Genomic DNA, 14544 nt, shown 5'->3' on the forward strand with positions numbered 1-14544 from the left:
CCACCTCGGGTGGCACCATGGCTCGGTCTGGCGCGGCGTCGAGAAGCATCTTTTCCGGCAGGGAAACTACCAGCCTGTCCGGTGATTCCGGCCCCCTTTTCAGCAGCCACGGGATAAGGTGGGTTGAACAGTTGGAACATACGTCGCTCGGTGCTGGTTTCGCCCGATTCCCGGGGAATCCGTGCCTGCGACCGATCTACGTGGAGGTTAAGGTCCAATGGCTCTCGCGGACACCCGTTTCGCCACCCGCCGCCGCGCTCTGGCAGCCAAGCTCGCCGGGCAACGCATTGACATGATGCTGGTGACCAACCTGATTCATGTCCGCTATCTCTCCGGTTTCTCCGGATCCAACGCAGCGCTCCTGCTGTCCAAGGATCTCAGCGCCCAGATCGCCACCGACGGCCGCTACATCACCCAGATCGCCGAAGAAGTCCCCGATATCGAGGCGCTGATCGCCCGCCCTTGCGCTGAAGCCCTACTGGGCAAAGCCGAGGGTCCGCGTCGCGTTGGTTTTGAGGCGGGCTATGTCACCGTCGCGCAATTGGAATCCCTTAAGGAAGCCACCGGCGAGGACGTGCAGCTGGTTCCGGTCAGCGGGGTCATCGAGGAGATCCGTCTGACTAAGGACAGTCTGGAGAAGGACCGGCTGCGCAGCGCCGCCGAGATCGCGGCAACGGCCTTCAAAGACATGATCGCAGCCGGAGAACTGGCTATCGGCCGCACCGAGCGTGAAGTTGCCGCGGACCTGGAATACCGGATGCGCCTGGGTGGGGCGGAGCGGCCTTCCTTCGATACCATCGTCGCTTCAGGCCCGAACTCCGCTAAGCCGCATCACGGTGCCGGCGACCGCATCCTCGAGAACGGTGATCTGGTCACCATCGACTTCGGTGCCCACGACCGAGGCTTCAACTCTGACATGACCCGCACCCTGGTGATGGGGGAGGCCGATGAATTCTCCCGCGAGATCTACGAGATTGTGCTGCGTGCCCAGCTGGCCGGTATCGAGGCCGCTAAGCCTGGCACCGCCCTGGTCGACGTGGATAAAGCCTGCCGCGATGTCATCATCGAATCGGGCTACGGCGAGTACTTCGTGCATTCCACCGGTCATGGGATCGGCCTGGAGGTGCATGAAGCGCCGGGTGCCTCGCAGTCCAGTTCCGGGGTGCTTGCGGAGGGCATGACACTGACCATCGAACCCGGAATCTACGTTCCCGGCAAGGGCGGTGTCCGGATCGAGGACACCCTGATCATTACCCAGGGAATGCCGGAGATCATCACCGATATTAATAAGGAACTACACGTGATGTAGGATATGTAAGCTATTCACACCAGGTCATCAACCAAGCGCAAAGGGAGACACCTCAGTGGCGACCACAGCCGATTTCAAGAACGGTCTTGTACTCAAGATCGATGGCAAGCTGCAGCAGATCATCGAGTTCCAGCACGTTAAGCCGGGCAAGGGCCCCGCATTCGTGCGCACCAAGCTCAAGGATATTCTTGCAGGCAAGACCCTTGACAAGACCTTCAACGCCGGTGTCAAGGTTGAGACCGCGACTGTTGACCGTCGCGATATGACTTACCTGTACAACGACGGTTCTTCCTTCGTCCTCATGGATGATGAGAACTTCGAGCAGTTTGAGCTCTCGCTCGATGCCTTCGGCGACGCCGGCGGATTCCTGCTGGAGAACATGCGGGTCCAGGTTTCTTTCCACGAGGGCGAAGCCCTCTTCGGTGAGCTCCCGCTCTCTGTCGACCTCAAGGTCGAGCACACCGATCCGGGTCTGCAAGGTGACCGCTCCACCGGTGGCACCAAGCCCGCAACCCTCGAGACCGGCGCTGAGATTCAGGTCCCGCTGTTCATTGAGACCGGCAATGTCCTCAAGGTTGACACCCGCTCCGGTGAATACCTTTCCCGCGTGAACAACTAATTCGGCGGTAGAGACATTTCCGTGAGTGATCCCAAGAACTACCGCCGACATGGTGCGCGCTACCGCGCCCGCCGTCGCGCCGTGGACATCCTCTTCGAGGCAGAAGCCCGGGACCTTGATCCCGTGGACATCGTCGAGGACCGCATCAAGCTTTCTGCAAACCGCGATAACGGCGTGCCACCCGTTGCCGAGTACACCCGGACGATCGTGGCGGGAGCCGCCACCGAGCTCGATCGGATCGACGACACCGTGGAGAAGTACCTCTCTTCGGAGTGGGAACTGCACCGCATTCCGGCGGTGGACCGCGCTATCATGCGCGTGGCCACCTGGGAGATGCTCTTCAACCCCGATGTTCCGGTAAAGACGGCACTGGTTGAAGGTGTGGAGATGGCCAGCGAGTACTCCAACGACGCTGCCGCCCCCTACATTCATGCTGTCCTCGATGACATCGTGGATGTCGTTGATGAGCTGCGCGCGGAATTCGCACCTACCGCCGCCGCTGAGGCTCCGGCAGAAGCATCGGCTGAAGCTCCGGTTTCAGCTGAGGTTGAAACTGAGGCTGAAGCACCGGCTGAGTCCCAGACTGACGCGGAATCCTCGGTTGAGGACTCGGTTGAGGTTGAAGCTGCTGAGGCTGAAGCTACCGAGATTAAGTCTGAGACCGCTGAGATCTCGGCAGATGCCGAGACCGAGGTGTCCCCGGAGTCTGCTCCCACCACCACCGAGGTCGATTCAACGCCTTCGGCTGAGGTCGAAGCTGCTGAGGTTCCGGCTGAAGCTGGAGCACCGGCTGAAGCTACCGAGGTTAAGTCTGAGACCGCTGATCTCGAGCCTGCCGCTGTGAAAGCTGCTGAATCTGAGGATGAAACCAGCAACTAGCTGCACTTCTCGAGGCTGTAACCCGCCGCTGTACCCCTAACTCCACGACCTGGTGTTTGGGGGTACAGCGGTTTTGGCGTTCCCTGAGCTTCCCCGGAGTTTGCCAAGCTGAAACCACCACGACGGTAGGTGTGACACCTCTAACATGGAGACATGTCCGAATTCAGCATAAAAGATGCGCATCGCACCATCGTCGGCCCCAAGTTTGACCTGCGGGAGGTCTCACCGGATTCCACCCCAGGATTCAAGGGCAAAGGCAAAGACCTCGATGCAGCCTTTGAGGAACCCGATGAAGAACTACTGAGGCTGCAGAAGATGCTCTGGGCCAATTGGCGAGCAGGAACCCCGGGTACCGGTTCACTGCTGGTGGTGCTGCAGGGCATGGATACCTCAGGAAAGGGTGGGGTGGTCCGCCAGGTATTCGGTCTCTTCCCACCTTTCGGTCTGAAGGTAACGGCCTTCTCTAAGCCCACGGAGGAGGAGCTGGCACATGATTTTCTTTGGCGGATCAGGCCACATGTGCCGGAGACCGGAGAGATTGCGGTCTGGGACCGCTCCCACTACGAGGACGTGCTGGTTCATCGGGTATATCAACTCAGCTCGCCGGATGAGATTGATCGCCGCTATGGGGCGATCACTGACTTCGAGTGGGAGTTGGCACAGCGTGGCACTCGCATCATCAAGGTGATGTTGCATATCTCGCCGGAGTTCCAGGCCGAGAATCTGCTGGCGCGGCTGGAGGATCCGGAGAAGTTCTGGAAGTACAATCCGGGCGATATCGATGACCGCCAGAACTGGGATGCCTACCAAGAGGCCTTCCAAATAGCCATGACCAGGACTTCCACGGCCTACGCACCCTGGTTCTGCGTGCCTGGCGATAACAAGGACTATGCCCGCATGGTGGTGAAATACCTGGTGCTTGATGCAATGCGCTCCATGAATCTGAGCTGGCCGGAGAACCATTTTGATCCTGAAGTGGAGAAGCAGCGGTTGGCGGCGGTCCAAATATAGGGACTGTAGGAAAGCCTGAAAAGGAGCCCTCTCTGCCAGTCTGGTTGCAAAGTGGGCGAGTGATGTCCCCGGGAGTCAACGCGCGCAGGTCAGGTTGTTGCGGCGGAAGAGCGGGGCTCCTACATCGCAGAAATTCCTATCGGTAACAGCATCATGGAGTGCGAGCCATGTTAGCTGGAGTAAGGCATCCAACCATTATTGCAGGAGCGGTCTTATCATGGGCCATTTCTATGGGTGGAACACTTCGGGGAATCGTGTGATATCCAGCAACAGGGGAAGTGAAATCTGGAATCCCCTATCGATTGACCAGGACAGGGATCGGCTTCTCCTTGACTTAAGGATCAAGGTGTTCCGTAGATACTCAGCATCAGACACCGCCCCTGAAATCGGAAGCCACACCCGCCCAAACGGGCGGGGCCTTCAGCTGGGGGCGGCGTCGAAAAGCGAAGCTGTTGCGTCAGTCTTCGGCGGGGGCAGCACTGCGGATGCCAGCGGCGGCCTGCTGCACCGCGGTCTGTGCGGCGAGCACCGCATCCACGGATTCCTGCAGGTTATCGCGAAGCTGCGCATCTGTCATACCAGCGGCGATGAGAATATCATGCTCGCTGCGCAGGATGAGCTTTTCCCCGCGGTCCACGACGGCGGCTTTGGCGGCGAAGGTATGGCTGTTGACCTGGTTGCAGGCCAGATGAAGCGTCGGATCGCCATCCGCGGTGGTTTCCTCGGTGGGAAGATCCGCTCGGATAATGAGCACGGAACTCAGCAGCGCGAAGGTCACCGGGGTGCCGTTGAGGTTGGCGGTGCCCATATCCCCTGATTCCGCAGGGTAGAGCTCAATGCCGAAGCCTTCCATGGTGGTGGCGACTCGTTGAAAGTCGACGGTGCTCAGGGGCTGATCGTTGAAATCCTGTGGGGACTGGCCCTGCTTCTTAGTGCTCATCGTGCTTCTCCTCCCATGTCACGAGTTCCGGGAATTGGTTTTCCACCCACTGGACACAGTTGTTGATAGCATCCAGGGTCGACATCACGAATGCGCCGATCTGGTTGCGGCTCATGCCGGCGGTGGCGTTAGCCTGGCGGCTAGCGCTCAGCACCAGGGTGCCGGACTTGGATTCAAAGAAGCGCAGGGTCGGGGTGAACTGAGTGAGGTTCCACTCGTTGACCACGGCCACCACCTTCGCAGCAATCTCGGGGGTGGGGGTGCCACGCCACATCGAGTCAAAGATCAGGTGATCTTTGTCTACTGCGAAGGAGATGGCCACATTGACGAACCCGGTTCGGACAATCGTCTGAGTGTCGCCATCGGGGCCGGGGGCTTCCTCAAGTCGGTACTGGAGGTTTTCGTTCTCCAGGATTTCTGCCACCCGCTGCGGTGTCACCGCGGCAATGGGGGTATCGGGTTCTCTCTCCGGTTCAGGTGTGGTCACGCCAGCTACGTTCCTTCGCAAGATCGGGATCAGGTTCTCGCGGTCCATCCTAGCTGTCAGACCAGGAGCCAGTTTTCGCCTCGTCCTCCCAATCATCATCATCGGTTTCCCGGGTGGGGTTAGGCACTCCGGGCTTAGCGGCATCCGCCCGGTCCGGGGTCTCGGTCGAGCGTTCCGGCTGGTGGGTGGAACCGGTGGCAATCCCTGGGATCTCAACTCCGTTCCCAGCAGGTTGCGCACTCAGCGCCGCCGGCTCGTTGTCCTCGGTGAGTTCAGCGGTGTGCTTCGTTCCCCAGAGCTCTTCATGGCCGAGTTCATGGGCGAGCGCTGCTTCAATGGTGGGGTAGCGGAAGTGATGGTTCAGCTGCTTGAGGACGCGGGGGCAGACCTTCTGGTCGGCCATCGCCAGCTGCTCGGAGCCTTCTTTGCCCAGTACCATCCGGGGGCCGATGCTGGGGATCTGGAAGAGCTTGGGTCGGTGCATACTGGCGGAGAGCGCGGTGACCAGGTCACGGTTGAGGACCGGGTTGGGGGAGACCGCATTGACCGGGCCCTGCAGCTGCCTATCGAGAATCGCCCGGACATAGATGTCGGTGATGTCGTCGATGGCGATCCAGGACATCCAGAAATTACCGTCACCGAAGTTGCCGCCGAGGCCGGCACTGAAGAGGGTGCGCAATGGGGGGAGCATGCCGCCCCGGCCGCTGAGTACGATGCCGGTGCGGATCTGGACGGTCCGGGCCCCGGACTCGGCGGCTGGGGTAGTGGCTTCCTCCCAGTCGTGGACGACCTCGGCGAGAAAGCCCTTGCCCTGCTCGGCGGATTCATCCAGCTCTTCATCGCCCCGGTCGGCTCCGTAATAACCGATGGCGGAGGCGGAGACCATGGTGGTGCAGCTGGGGGAGTTGGCTACCAACTCGGCGAGCCGTCGGGTCGGTTCCATGCGGGAGTCTCGAACAGACTTCTTGTGTGCTTCATTGAAACGGCCGGAGATCGGTTCGCCAGCCAGGTGTACCAGAACGTCGACTCCCGCTAGCAAATCCTTTTCCGGGTAATGCTCGTCCCAGAGTCGCTGGCCGGGTTTGGGGGTTTTACGGACCAGTTGAATCACCTGGTGGCCGGCGGTGGTCAGTTGGGCGCTCAGGGCCCGGCCGATCAGGCCGCGGGAACCGGTCATGGCGATGACCAGGGACTTCGGCTCGCCGGATTTATCCGGTGGGCTGAACTCCGCGAAGCGGCCGAGGGCCTGGATGTCCTCGATCAGCTGGTGCTGGCGGTAGGAGAACATCGGGGCCAGGCTGCCGGCGGGCAGGCGGGTGCTCACCGAGTCGGTGATCAGGGTGCCCTCGGGGTGGTCCTCGAAGGAGTGGATGTGGCGCCAGTTGGCCACCGCCTTGAAGGGGGCGCTGGTGCAGACATCGGTGAATTGGAAGCCCCGCCGGTAGGCGGAGAGGTCGTGCCGGGAAACCCACTTCAGGCCGGCGGGTAGGGCGAAGATGGTGGTGCCGTCCGAGAGGCGTTGAGCCTGTTGGATCGGGGTCATGGATAGGAAAGGTGGGGAGAGTCGGGCGAGTGCGCCGGGGCGGGTGTGCCACTCCCAGACGAGTTCGCGGGACGCTGGAACGATATGGCTGGCGGTCAGGCTCATCCGACGGCCCTCCCTCTGCTGATGTTGATGGGGTGTACTAGAAAGTCTCCATGGTAGAATTCGACTGTCTCAAGCATAGACAAAGTTTTTCGACCCATTCAGACATCCTTTAATGACCGCCCAGAGAGGCGGGGAAGGAGGTTACGATGAGCGAACACGACGTCTCCGGCGAAACCGTCGAGCTCTTAAGCTCCGACGAAGTCCGGCGTACCGTCGCGCGCATCGCGCACCAGATCATTGAACAGACGGCTCTCGACTCCGATGATGCCCCCAGGGTTCTGCTGTTGGGAATACCCTCCGGTGGTGTCCCGTTGGCCAAGCGCTTGGCGGAGAAGATCGAGGAGTTCACTGGAATTCAGGTGCCTATTGGCGCGCTGGATGTCACCCTCTACCGCGATGACCTGCGAAATAAGCCTCACCGGGCACTGCGGCCGACGAGCATTCCGGCCGGTGGTATCGATGATGCCATCGTGATCCTGGTGGATGATGTCCTCTTCACCGGTCGTACCGTCCGCGCCGCTTTCGATGCGCTGGGCGATCTCGGGAGTTACCACAGCATTCATCTCGCGGTCCTGGTCGACCGGGGCCACCGTCAGCTGCCGATCCGTGCCAACTACGTGGGCAAGAACCTGCCGACCTCCCGCAATGAAGTAGTCGATGTGCTGCTCGCGGAGATCGACGGTCGCGACTGCGTTCAACTGACCCGAGCCCGCCGGGAGGGCGCCAAGTGAAGCACCTACTTTCCATCGCAGATTTGAGCCGGGACGAGATCATCGGGCTCCTGGATGAGGCGGATCGCTTCCGGGAGGCCCTCGAGGGGCGGGAAATCAAGAAACTCCCCACCCTGCGTGGTCGCACGATCTTCACCATGTTCTATGAGAACTCCACCCGCACCCGCGCCTCCTTCGAGACCGCCGGCAAGTGGATGAGCGCCGATGTCATCAACATCTCCGCTTCCTCATCCTCGGTCTCCAAAGGCGAGTCCCTCAAGGACACCGGTGCGACCCTCGCCGCCATCGGCGCTGACGCGGTCATCGTGCGCCATCCGGCTTCGGGTGCCGCGCAGCAGCTGGCTGGCTGGCTGGCCCCGAACGGCATCGGCCCCAGCATCATCAATGCTGGTGACGGTTCGCACCAGCACCCCACCCAGGCGCTTCTCGATGCCGTGACCATGCGCCAGCGCCTCGGCGACATCGCCGGCCGCAAGATCCTCATCGTCGGTGACTGCCTGCATTCCCGTGTCGTGCGCTCGAATGTGGACCTGCTCGCCAAGTTGGGCGCTGAGATTGTCCTGGTCGCCCCGCCGACGCTGCTGCCTGCGCGGGTGGAGACCTGGCCGGTGCGCACCACCCAGAACTTCGATGCCGAGCTCAAGGACGCCGACGTCGTGATGATGCTGCGGGTGCAGGCGGAACGTATGCACGGCGGCTTTTTCCCCTCGCACCGCGAGTATGCCACCTACTTCGGTCTCTCCAAGGCACGTGCGGCCACCATGAAGAAGGATGCGATCGTCATGCACCCCGGTCCCATGCTGCGCGGCATGGAGATCAACTTCGCCGTCGCCGATGCCCCGAACACCGCAGTGCTCCAGCAGGTTTCCAATGGTGTGCACCTGCGGATGGCGGTCCTGTTCACCCTTCTGGCTGGCACCAACCAGCCGGGCTTCTAGTCCAGCTCACCGGAGAAAGAAACGAGAACCCATATGTCAGAAAAGATTCAGGCACAGGATTTCCCGGCTACCGGCCCGCTGGCACCGGCCGCTGCGGGAACCCTGCTGCTGAGCAATGTCCGCGTCTACGGTGAGGGCGAACCGGTTAACGTGCTGGTCCGCGAGGGGCTGATCGTCGACCTCGATGCCGCCGCCGATACCGCAGCCGATGAAACCGTCGACGGTAACGGGGGAGTGCTGCTGCCGGGTCTGGTGGATATGCATGTCCACCTGCGTGAGCCCGGCCGCGAGGACACCGAGACCATTGCCACCGGTTCCGCCGCCGCCGCCCAGGGTGGTTTCACCGCCGTGTTCACGATGGCCAACACCTCCCCGGTGATGGACCAGCCGGTGATCGCCGAGGGGGTCTGGCTCAAGGGCCAGAACATCAACCTCTGCGATGTTCACCCGGTCGGCTCAATCACCAAGGGACTCCAGGGCAAGGAACTCACGGAATTCGGCATGATGGCCGCTTCCGAGGCGAAGGTCCGGATGTTCTCCGATGACGGCAAATGCGTGGAGAACCCGCTGCTGATGCGCCGGGCCATCGAGTATGCCCGGGGCATGGATGTCTTGTTGGCACAACACTGCGAGGAACCCCGCCTGACCGAGGGGGCGGTCGCCCACGAGGGTGAGAACGCCGCCAAGCTGGGTCTGCGTGGCTGGCCGCGTGCCGCGGAAGAGTCCATTGTCGCCCGCGACGCGCTGCTGGCCCGGGACTACGGTAACCGGATCCATATCTGCCACGCCTCGACCGAGGGGACCGTGGAACTCCTCAAATGGGCCAAGGGGCAGGGCATTCCGATGTCCGCCGAGGTCACTCCGCACCATCTCATCCTCACCGATGAGCGTCTGGCCACCTATGACGGGGTCAACCGCGTCAATCCGCCGCTGCGTGAAGAGCGCGACACCCTGGCGCTGCGGCAGGCACTGCTCGACGGGACCATCGACGTGGTGGCCACCGATCACGCCCCGCACGGTTCCGAGGACAAGTGTGTCGAGTTCGAACACGCCAAGCCCGGCATGCTCGGCCTGGAAACCTCCCTGTCCATCATTGCGGACACCTTCGTCAAGTCCGGCCTGGCCGATTGGCGTTGGGTGGCCAAGGTGATGAGTGAGCGCCCCGCCGAGATCACCAGGCTCCCAGGGCATGGACGGCCGATCGAGGTTGGTGAGCCCGCCAACCTCTGCGTGGTGGACCCGGGGCAGAGTTGGACCGCCCACGGTGCTGCGATGGCCTCGAAGGCTGAAAACACCCCCTTTGAGGGAATGGAGTTCAGCGCGAAGGTCAGCACCACCATTCTCCGGGGCAGGGTGACCTGCCGCGCGGGTGTCGCTTCCACTTCCGTGACCTAGTCGCATAAAATACAATCCAATGAATCATATACACTCAATTGAGCAACCCTCCCAGTTGAAAGGTGACGCCTTGACGTCTACTACTGACCTCGCCCTGCTGGTCCTCGCCGACGGCCGTGTTTTCCGTGGCCGCGGTTTCGGAGCTACCGGCACCACTCTCGGAGAAGCCGTGTTCACCACCGGCATGTCCGGTTACCAGGAGACGATGACCGATCCCTCCTTCCACCGTCAGCTGGTCACTATGACCGCCCCCCAGATCGGCAACACCGGCTGGAATGACGAAGACAATGAAAACGCGGAGGGCAAAATCTGGGTCGCCGGCCTGATCATCCGTGATCTCGCCGCCCGGGTCTCCAATTTCCGCGCTCAGCGCAGCCTCGAGGAGGAGATGAGCAAGCAGGGTGTCATCGGCATCCGCGGCATCGATACCCGGGCGCTGACCCGCCACCTGCGCAACGAGGGATCCATCGCCGCCGGCATCTTCTCCGGCGCCGATGCCCAGCGCGACGTCGATACGCTGCTGGCTGAAGTCAAGGCTCAGCCCTCCATGGCCGGCGCCGACCTGGCCGCCGAGGTCACCACCACGCAGAGTTACACCCTGGAGCCAGCGGGCGAGGTCAAGTTCACCGCCGTCGCCTATGACATGGGCATCAAGTCCGCCACCCCGAACAACCTGGTCAAGCGCGGCATCCGCACCATCGTGGTGCCCGCCAACACCCCCTTCGCCGAGGTGCAGCAGCTCAACCCAGATGGCGTGTTCATCTCCAATGGTCCCGGTGACCCGGCCACCGCCGACACCATGGTCGGTATCGTCCGCGAGATTCTCGAGGCAAAGGTGCCCCTGTTCGGAATCTGCTTCGGTAACCAGATCCTGGGCCGCGCCCTGGGCATGGAGACCTACAAGATGAAGTTCGGCCACCGTGGCATCAATGTCCCGGTGATTAACCATCTCACCGGCAAGATCGACATCACGTCCCAGAACCACGGCTTCGCGCTGAAGGGAGAGGCCGGGAAGACCTTCGAGACCGATTTTGGTCCTGCTCAGGTCACCCACTCCTGCCTCAACGATGACTGCGTCGAGGGCGTCGCCCTGGAAAACGGCCTGGCCTTTTCCGTGCAGTACCACCCGGAGTCCGCGGCCGGTCCGCACGACGCCAACCCGCTCTTCGATCAGTTCCTCGAGCTCATGTCCGCTCAGCAGACCACCCAGGAGGGTTAATACACCATGCCCAAGCGCAACGACATCAAGCACGTCCTGGTCATTGGCTCCGGCCCGATCGTCATCGGCCAGGCCTGTGAATTTGACTACTCCGGTACCCAAGCGTGCCGAGTTCTCAAGGAGGAGGGCCTGCGGGTCACCCTCATCAACTCCAACCCGGCCACCATCATGACCGACCCGGAGTTCGCCGATCACACTTACGTCGAGCCGATCGAGACGGAGTACATTGACAAGATCTTCGCCAAGGAGATCGAGCAGGGCCACCCGATTGACGCTGTCCTGGCCACCCTGGGCGGACAGACTGCCCTGAACGCAGCTATTCAGCTCGACCGGGCAGGCATCCTCACCAAGTACGGCGTGGAGCTGATCGGCGCCGATATCGACGCGATCGAGCGTGGCGAGGACCGTCAGAAGTTCAAGGATATCGTCGCCAAGATCGGTGGCGAGTCCGCTCGCTCGTGGGTCTGCCACAACATGGACGAGGTCCACGAGGCCGTCGCCGATCTCGGCCTGCCAGTCGTGGTCCGGCCTTCCTTCACCATGGGTGGTCTGGGCTCCGGCCTGGCCTACAACGACGCTGATCTTGAGCGCATCGCCGGTGGCGGGCTGGCTGCTTCCCCCGAAGCCAACGTGCTGATCGAGGAGTCCATCCTCGGTTGGAAGGAATTCGAGCTCGAGCTCATGCGTGACAGCGATGACAACGTCGTGGTCATCTGTTCCATCGAGAACATCGATGCGATGGGTGTCCACACCGGTGACTCGGTTACAGTGGCACCCTCCATGACCTTGACTGACGTCGAGTTCCAGAAGATGCGCGATCAGGGTATCGATATCATCCGTGAGGTCGGCGTGGACACCGGCGGCTGTAATATCCAGTTCGCCATCAACCCGCGCGACGGTCGTCTGATCACCATTGAGATGAACCCGCGTGTCTCCCGTTCCTCGGCGCTGGCCTCCAAGGCCACCGGCTTCCCGATCGCGAAGATCGCCGCCAAGCTGGCCATCGGCTACACCCTGAACGAGATCACCAACGACATCACCGGCTCCACCCCGGCCGCTTTCGAGCCGACCCTGGACTATGTCGTGGTCAAGGCCCCGCGCTTTGCTTTCGAGAAGTTCCCCGGCGCCGATGACACCCTCACCACCACCATGAAGTCCGTGGGTGAGGCCATGTCCCTGGGCCGTAACTACACCGCTGCCCTGAACAAGGTCATGCGTTCCCTGGAGACCAAGGCCGCCGGTTTCTGGACGCTGAGCGATGAGGCCATCGCCGGTGAGCGTGCCACCGATGTCAAGGCTGTCCTGGAAGACCTCAAGCGTCCGACCGAGGGCCGGATGTACGATGCTGAACTCGCGCTGCGCCTGGGTGCCACCATTGAGGAGCTCCACGAGGCTTCCAGCATCGATCCGTGGTTCCTGGCTGAGCTGAAAACCCTGGTGGATCTCCGCGAGACCCTGGTTGACGCCCCGACCCTGGATGAGGATCTGCTGCGTGAGGCCAAGTTCCACGGCCTTTCCGACGCCCAGATCGCCGCCCTGCGTCCGGAGTTCGCCGGTGAGGACGGGATCCGTCGTCTGCGCTGGTCCCTGGGCATCCGCCCGGTCTTCAAAACGGTGGATACCTGTGCCGCCGAGTTCGAGGCCAAGACCCCCTACCACTACTCGGCCTATGAGCTGGATCCGGCCGCCGAGTCCGAGGTTGCCCCGCAGACCGAGCGCGAGAAGGTCCTCATCCTGGGTTCCGGCCCGAACCGTATCGGCCAGGGCATCGAGTTCGACTACTCCTGTGTCCACGCTGCGCTGGAGCTTTCCCGCGTCGGCTATGAGACCATCATGGTCAACTGCAACCCGGAGACCGTCTCCACCGATTATGACACCGCCGATCGTCTCTACTTCGAGCCGCTGACCTTCGAGGACGTCATGGAGGTCTATCACGCGGAGTGTGAGTCCGGCACCGTCGCCGGCGTCATCGTCCAGCTGGGTGGCCAGACCCCGCTGGGCCTGGCCCAGAAGCTGGAGGACGCGGGAGTCCCGGTCGTCGGCACCTCCCCGAAGTCCATTGACCTGGCGGAGGACCGTGGCGAGTTCGGCGGCGTTCTCCAGCGCGCCGAGTTGCCCGCCCCGGCCTTCGGTACCGCCACCTCCTTCGAGGAGGCCAGAGCCGTGGCCGCCAACGTCGGCTACCCGGTTCTGGTCCGCCCCTCCTATGTGCTGGGTGGCCGTGGCATGGAGATCGTCTACGACGAAGACTCCCTGCACGATTACATCGACCGCGCCACCGAGCTCAACACCGACCACCCGGTGCTGGTGGACCGCTTCCTGGACTCCGCCATCGAGATCGACGTCGACGCCCTGTGTGATGGGGAGAACGTCTACCTTGCCGGTGTCATGGAGCACATTGAAGAGGCTGGTATTCACTCCGGTGACTCCGCCTGCGCCCTGCCGCCGATGACCCTGGGTGACGAGGATATTGAGAAGGTCCGTACCGCCACCATCAAGTTGGCCCACGGTATCGGTGTCAAGGGCCTGATGAACGTCCAGTTCGCGCTCAAGGATGACATCCTCTACGTCATTGAAGCCAACCCCCGCGCCTCCCGCACCGTGCCCTTCGTCTCGAAGGCCACCGGGGTGCACCTGGCCAAGGCCGCCGCCCGCATCTCGCTCGGCGCCACCATTCCGGAGCTGCAGGCTGAGGGCATGATCCCCACCTCCTACGACGGTGGCTCCCTGCCGCTGGACGCACCGATCGCGGTGAAGGAAGCGGTGCTGCCCTTCAACCGTTTCCGTCGCCCCGACGGCACCATGCTGGATTCCCTGCTCTCCCCGGAGATGAAGTCCACCGGTGAAGTGATGGGCTTGGCCGATAACTTCGGTGCCGCTTACGCCAAGGCCGAGGCCGGGGCATTCGGTGCCCTGCCGACCGAGGGAACCATCTTCGTCTCGGTGGCCAACCGTGACAAGCGCACCGTCATCCTGCCGATCCAGCAGCTGGCCAGCCGTGGTTTCAAGATCCTGGCTACCCAGGGCACCGCCACCATGCTCAAGCGCAACGGCATCGAGTGTGAGGTCGTGCTCAAGCAGAATGAGGTCAAAGCCGGTGCCGAGGGCACCTCTGTCGTCGATCTGATCAAGGCCGGCGAGATCGACCTGATCCTGAACACTCCGGCAGGCTCCGCCGGCGCCCGCCACGATGGTTATGACATTCGTGGTGCCGCCGTGTCCAAGGGTGTTCCGTTGGTGACCACCGTGCAGGGCATCACCGCCGCTGTCCAGGGCATCGAGGCCCTGCGCTCCGGTGAGCTGACCGTCCGTGCACTGCAGGAGCTCACGCACACCGTGCTGGGGCAGCAGCAGTGAGTGCCGCATCG

11 protein-coding genes and 1 pseudogene are annotated in these 14544 nt (G+C 62.3%); 9 read left to right on the plus strand and 3 right to left on the minus strand.

Annotated elements, in window-relative coordinates; genetic code table 11:
• Positions 1–217 precede the first annotated feature (217 nt).
• The 4 genes and pseudogenes from ACTU46_RS02865 (at position 218) to ACTU46_RS02880 (ending at position 3818) form a co-directional block, all read left to right on the plus strand.
• Complete coding sequence (locus ACTU46_RS02865) at positions 218–1309, plus strand: aminopeptidase P family protein (RefSeq protein WP_443378729.1); 1092 nt, start codon at positions 218–220, stop codon at positions 1307–1309.
• Between the two features lie 55 nt (positions 1310–1364).
• Entirely contained in the window at positions 1365–1928 is a 564-nt protein-coding gene (gene efp, locus ACTU46_RS02870) for an elongation factor P (protein ID WP_443378731.1), read from the plus strand.
• A 21-nt stretch (positions 1929–1949) separates the two neighbouring features.
• A pseudogene (nusB, locus tag ACTU46_RS02875) lies at positions 1950–2492 on the plus strand (transcription antitermination factor NusB); the annotation flags it as partial.
• A 468-nt stretch (positions 2493–2960) separates the two neighbouring features.
• A complete protein-coding gene (locus ACTU46_RS02880) occupies positions 2961–3818 on the plus strand; it encodes a PPK2 family polyphosphate kinase (RefSeq protein ID WP_443378733.1) in 858 nt (285 codons plus the stop codon).
• Positions 3819–4275: 457 nt separating this feature from the next.
• Here ACTU46_RS02880 and ACTU46_RS02885 read toward each other — a convergent pair whose 3' ends face one another.
• The 3 genes from ACTU46_RS02885 to ACTU46_RS02895 are packed head-to-tail and all read right to left on the minus strand — an operon-like array spanning position 4276 to position 6893.
• Positions 4276–4758 carry a YbjN domain-containing protein gene (locus ACTU46_RS02885; RefSeq protein ID WP_443378736.1) on the minus strand — a complete coding sequence of 161 codons (483 nt, stop codon included), beginning with the start codon at positions 4756–4758 and terminating at the stop codon, positions 4276–4278.
• Positions 4748–5245: a YbjN domain-containing protein gene (locus tag ACTU46_RS02890; protein ID WP_443378739.1), complete on the minus strand. Its 498-nt coding sequence runs from the start codon at positions 5243–5245 to the stop codon at positions 4748–4750. Before ACTU46_RS02890 ends, ACTU46_RS02885 begins: the two co-directional genes overlap by 11 nt.
• Before the next feature lie 49 nt (positions 5246–5294).
• Entirely contained in the window at positions 5295–6893 is a 1599-nt protein-coding gene (locus ACTU46_RS02895; RefSeq protein ID WP_443378742.1) for a TIGR01777 family oxidoreductase, read from the minus strand.
• 146 nt (positions 6894–7039) lie between these two features.
• Between ACTU46_RS02895 and pyrR the strand changes: the two genes are divergently transcribed.
• Genes pyrR through carB form a run of 5 tightly spaced genes read left to right on the plus strand, consistent with a single transcriptional unit; the run spans position 7040 to position 14533 of the window.
• Entirely contained in the window at positions 7040–7624 is a 585-nt protein-coding gene (gene pyrR / locus ACTU46_RS02900) for a bifunctional pyr operon transcriptional regulator/uracil phosphoribosyltransferase PyrR (RefSeq protein ID WP_443378745.1), read from the plus strand.
• Entirely contained in the window at positions 7621–8562 is a 942-nt protein-coding gene (locus tag ACTU46_RS02905) for an aspartate carbamoyltransferase catalytic subunit (protein ID WP_443378748.1), read from the plus strand. Before pyrR ends, ACTU46_RS02905 begins: the two co-directional genes overlap by 4 nt.
• A gap of 33 nt (positions 8563–8595) precedes the next feature.
• On the plus strand, positions 8596–9957 hold the full coding sequence (locus ACTU46_RS02910; RefSeq protein WP_443378751.1) for a dihydroorotase: 1362 nt from the start codon (positions 8596–8598) through the stop codon (positions 9955–9957).
• Positions 9958–9976: 19 nt separating this feature from the next.
• A complete protein-coding gene (gene carA, locus ACTU46_RS02915; RefSeq protein WP_443378754.1) occupies positions 9977–11176 on the plus strand; it encodes a glutamine-hydrolyzing carbamoyl-phosphate synthase small subunit in 1200 nt (399 codons plus the stop codon).
• 6 nt (positions 11177–11182) lie between these two features.
• Complete coding sequence (carB, locus tag ACTU46_RS02920) at positions 11183–14533, plus strand: carbamoyl-phosphate synthase large subunit (RefSeq protein WP_443378757.1); 3351 nt, start codon at positions 11183–11185, stop codon at positions 14531–14533.
• Positions 14534–14544: the final 11 nt, after the last annotated feature.

This window comes from Corynebacterium sp. A21 (genome assembly GCF_052266655.1).
Taxonomy (GTDB): domain Bacteria; phylum Actinomycetota; class Actinomycetes; order Mycobacteriales; family Mycobacteriaceae; genus Corynebacterium.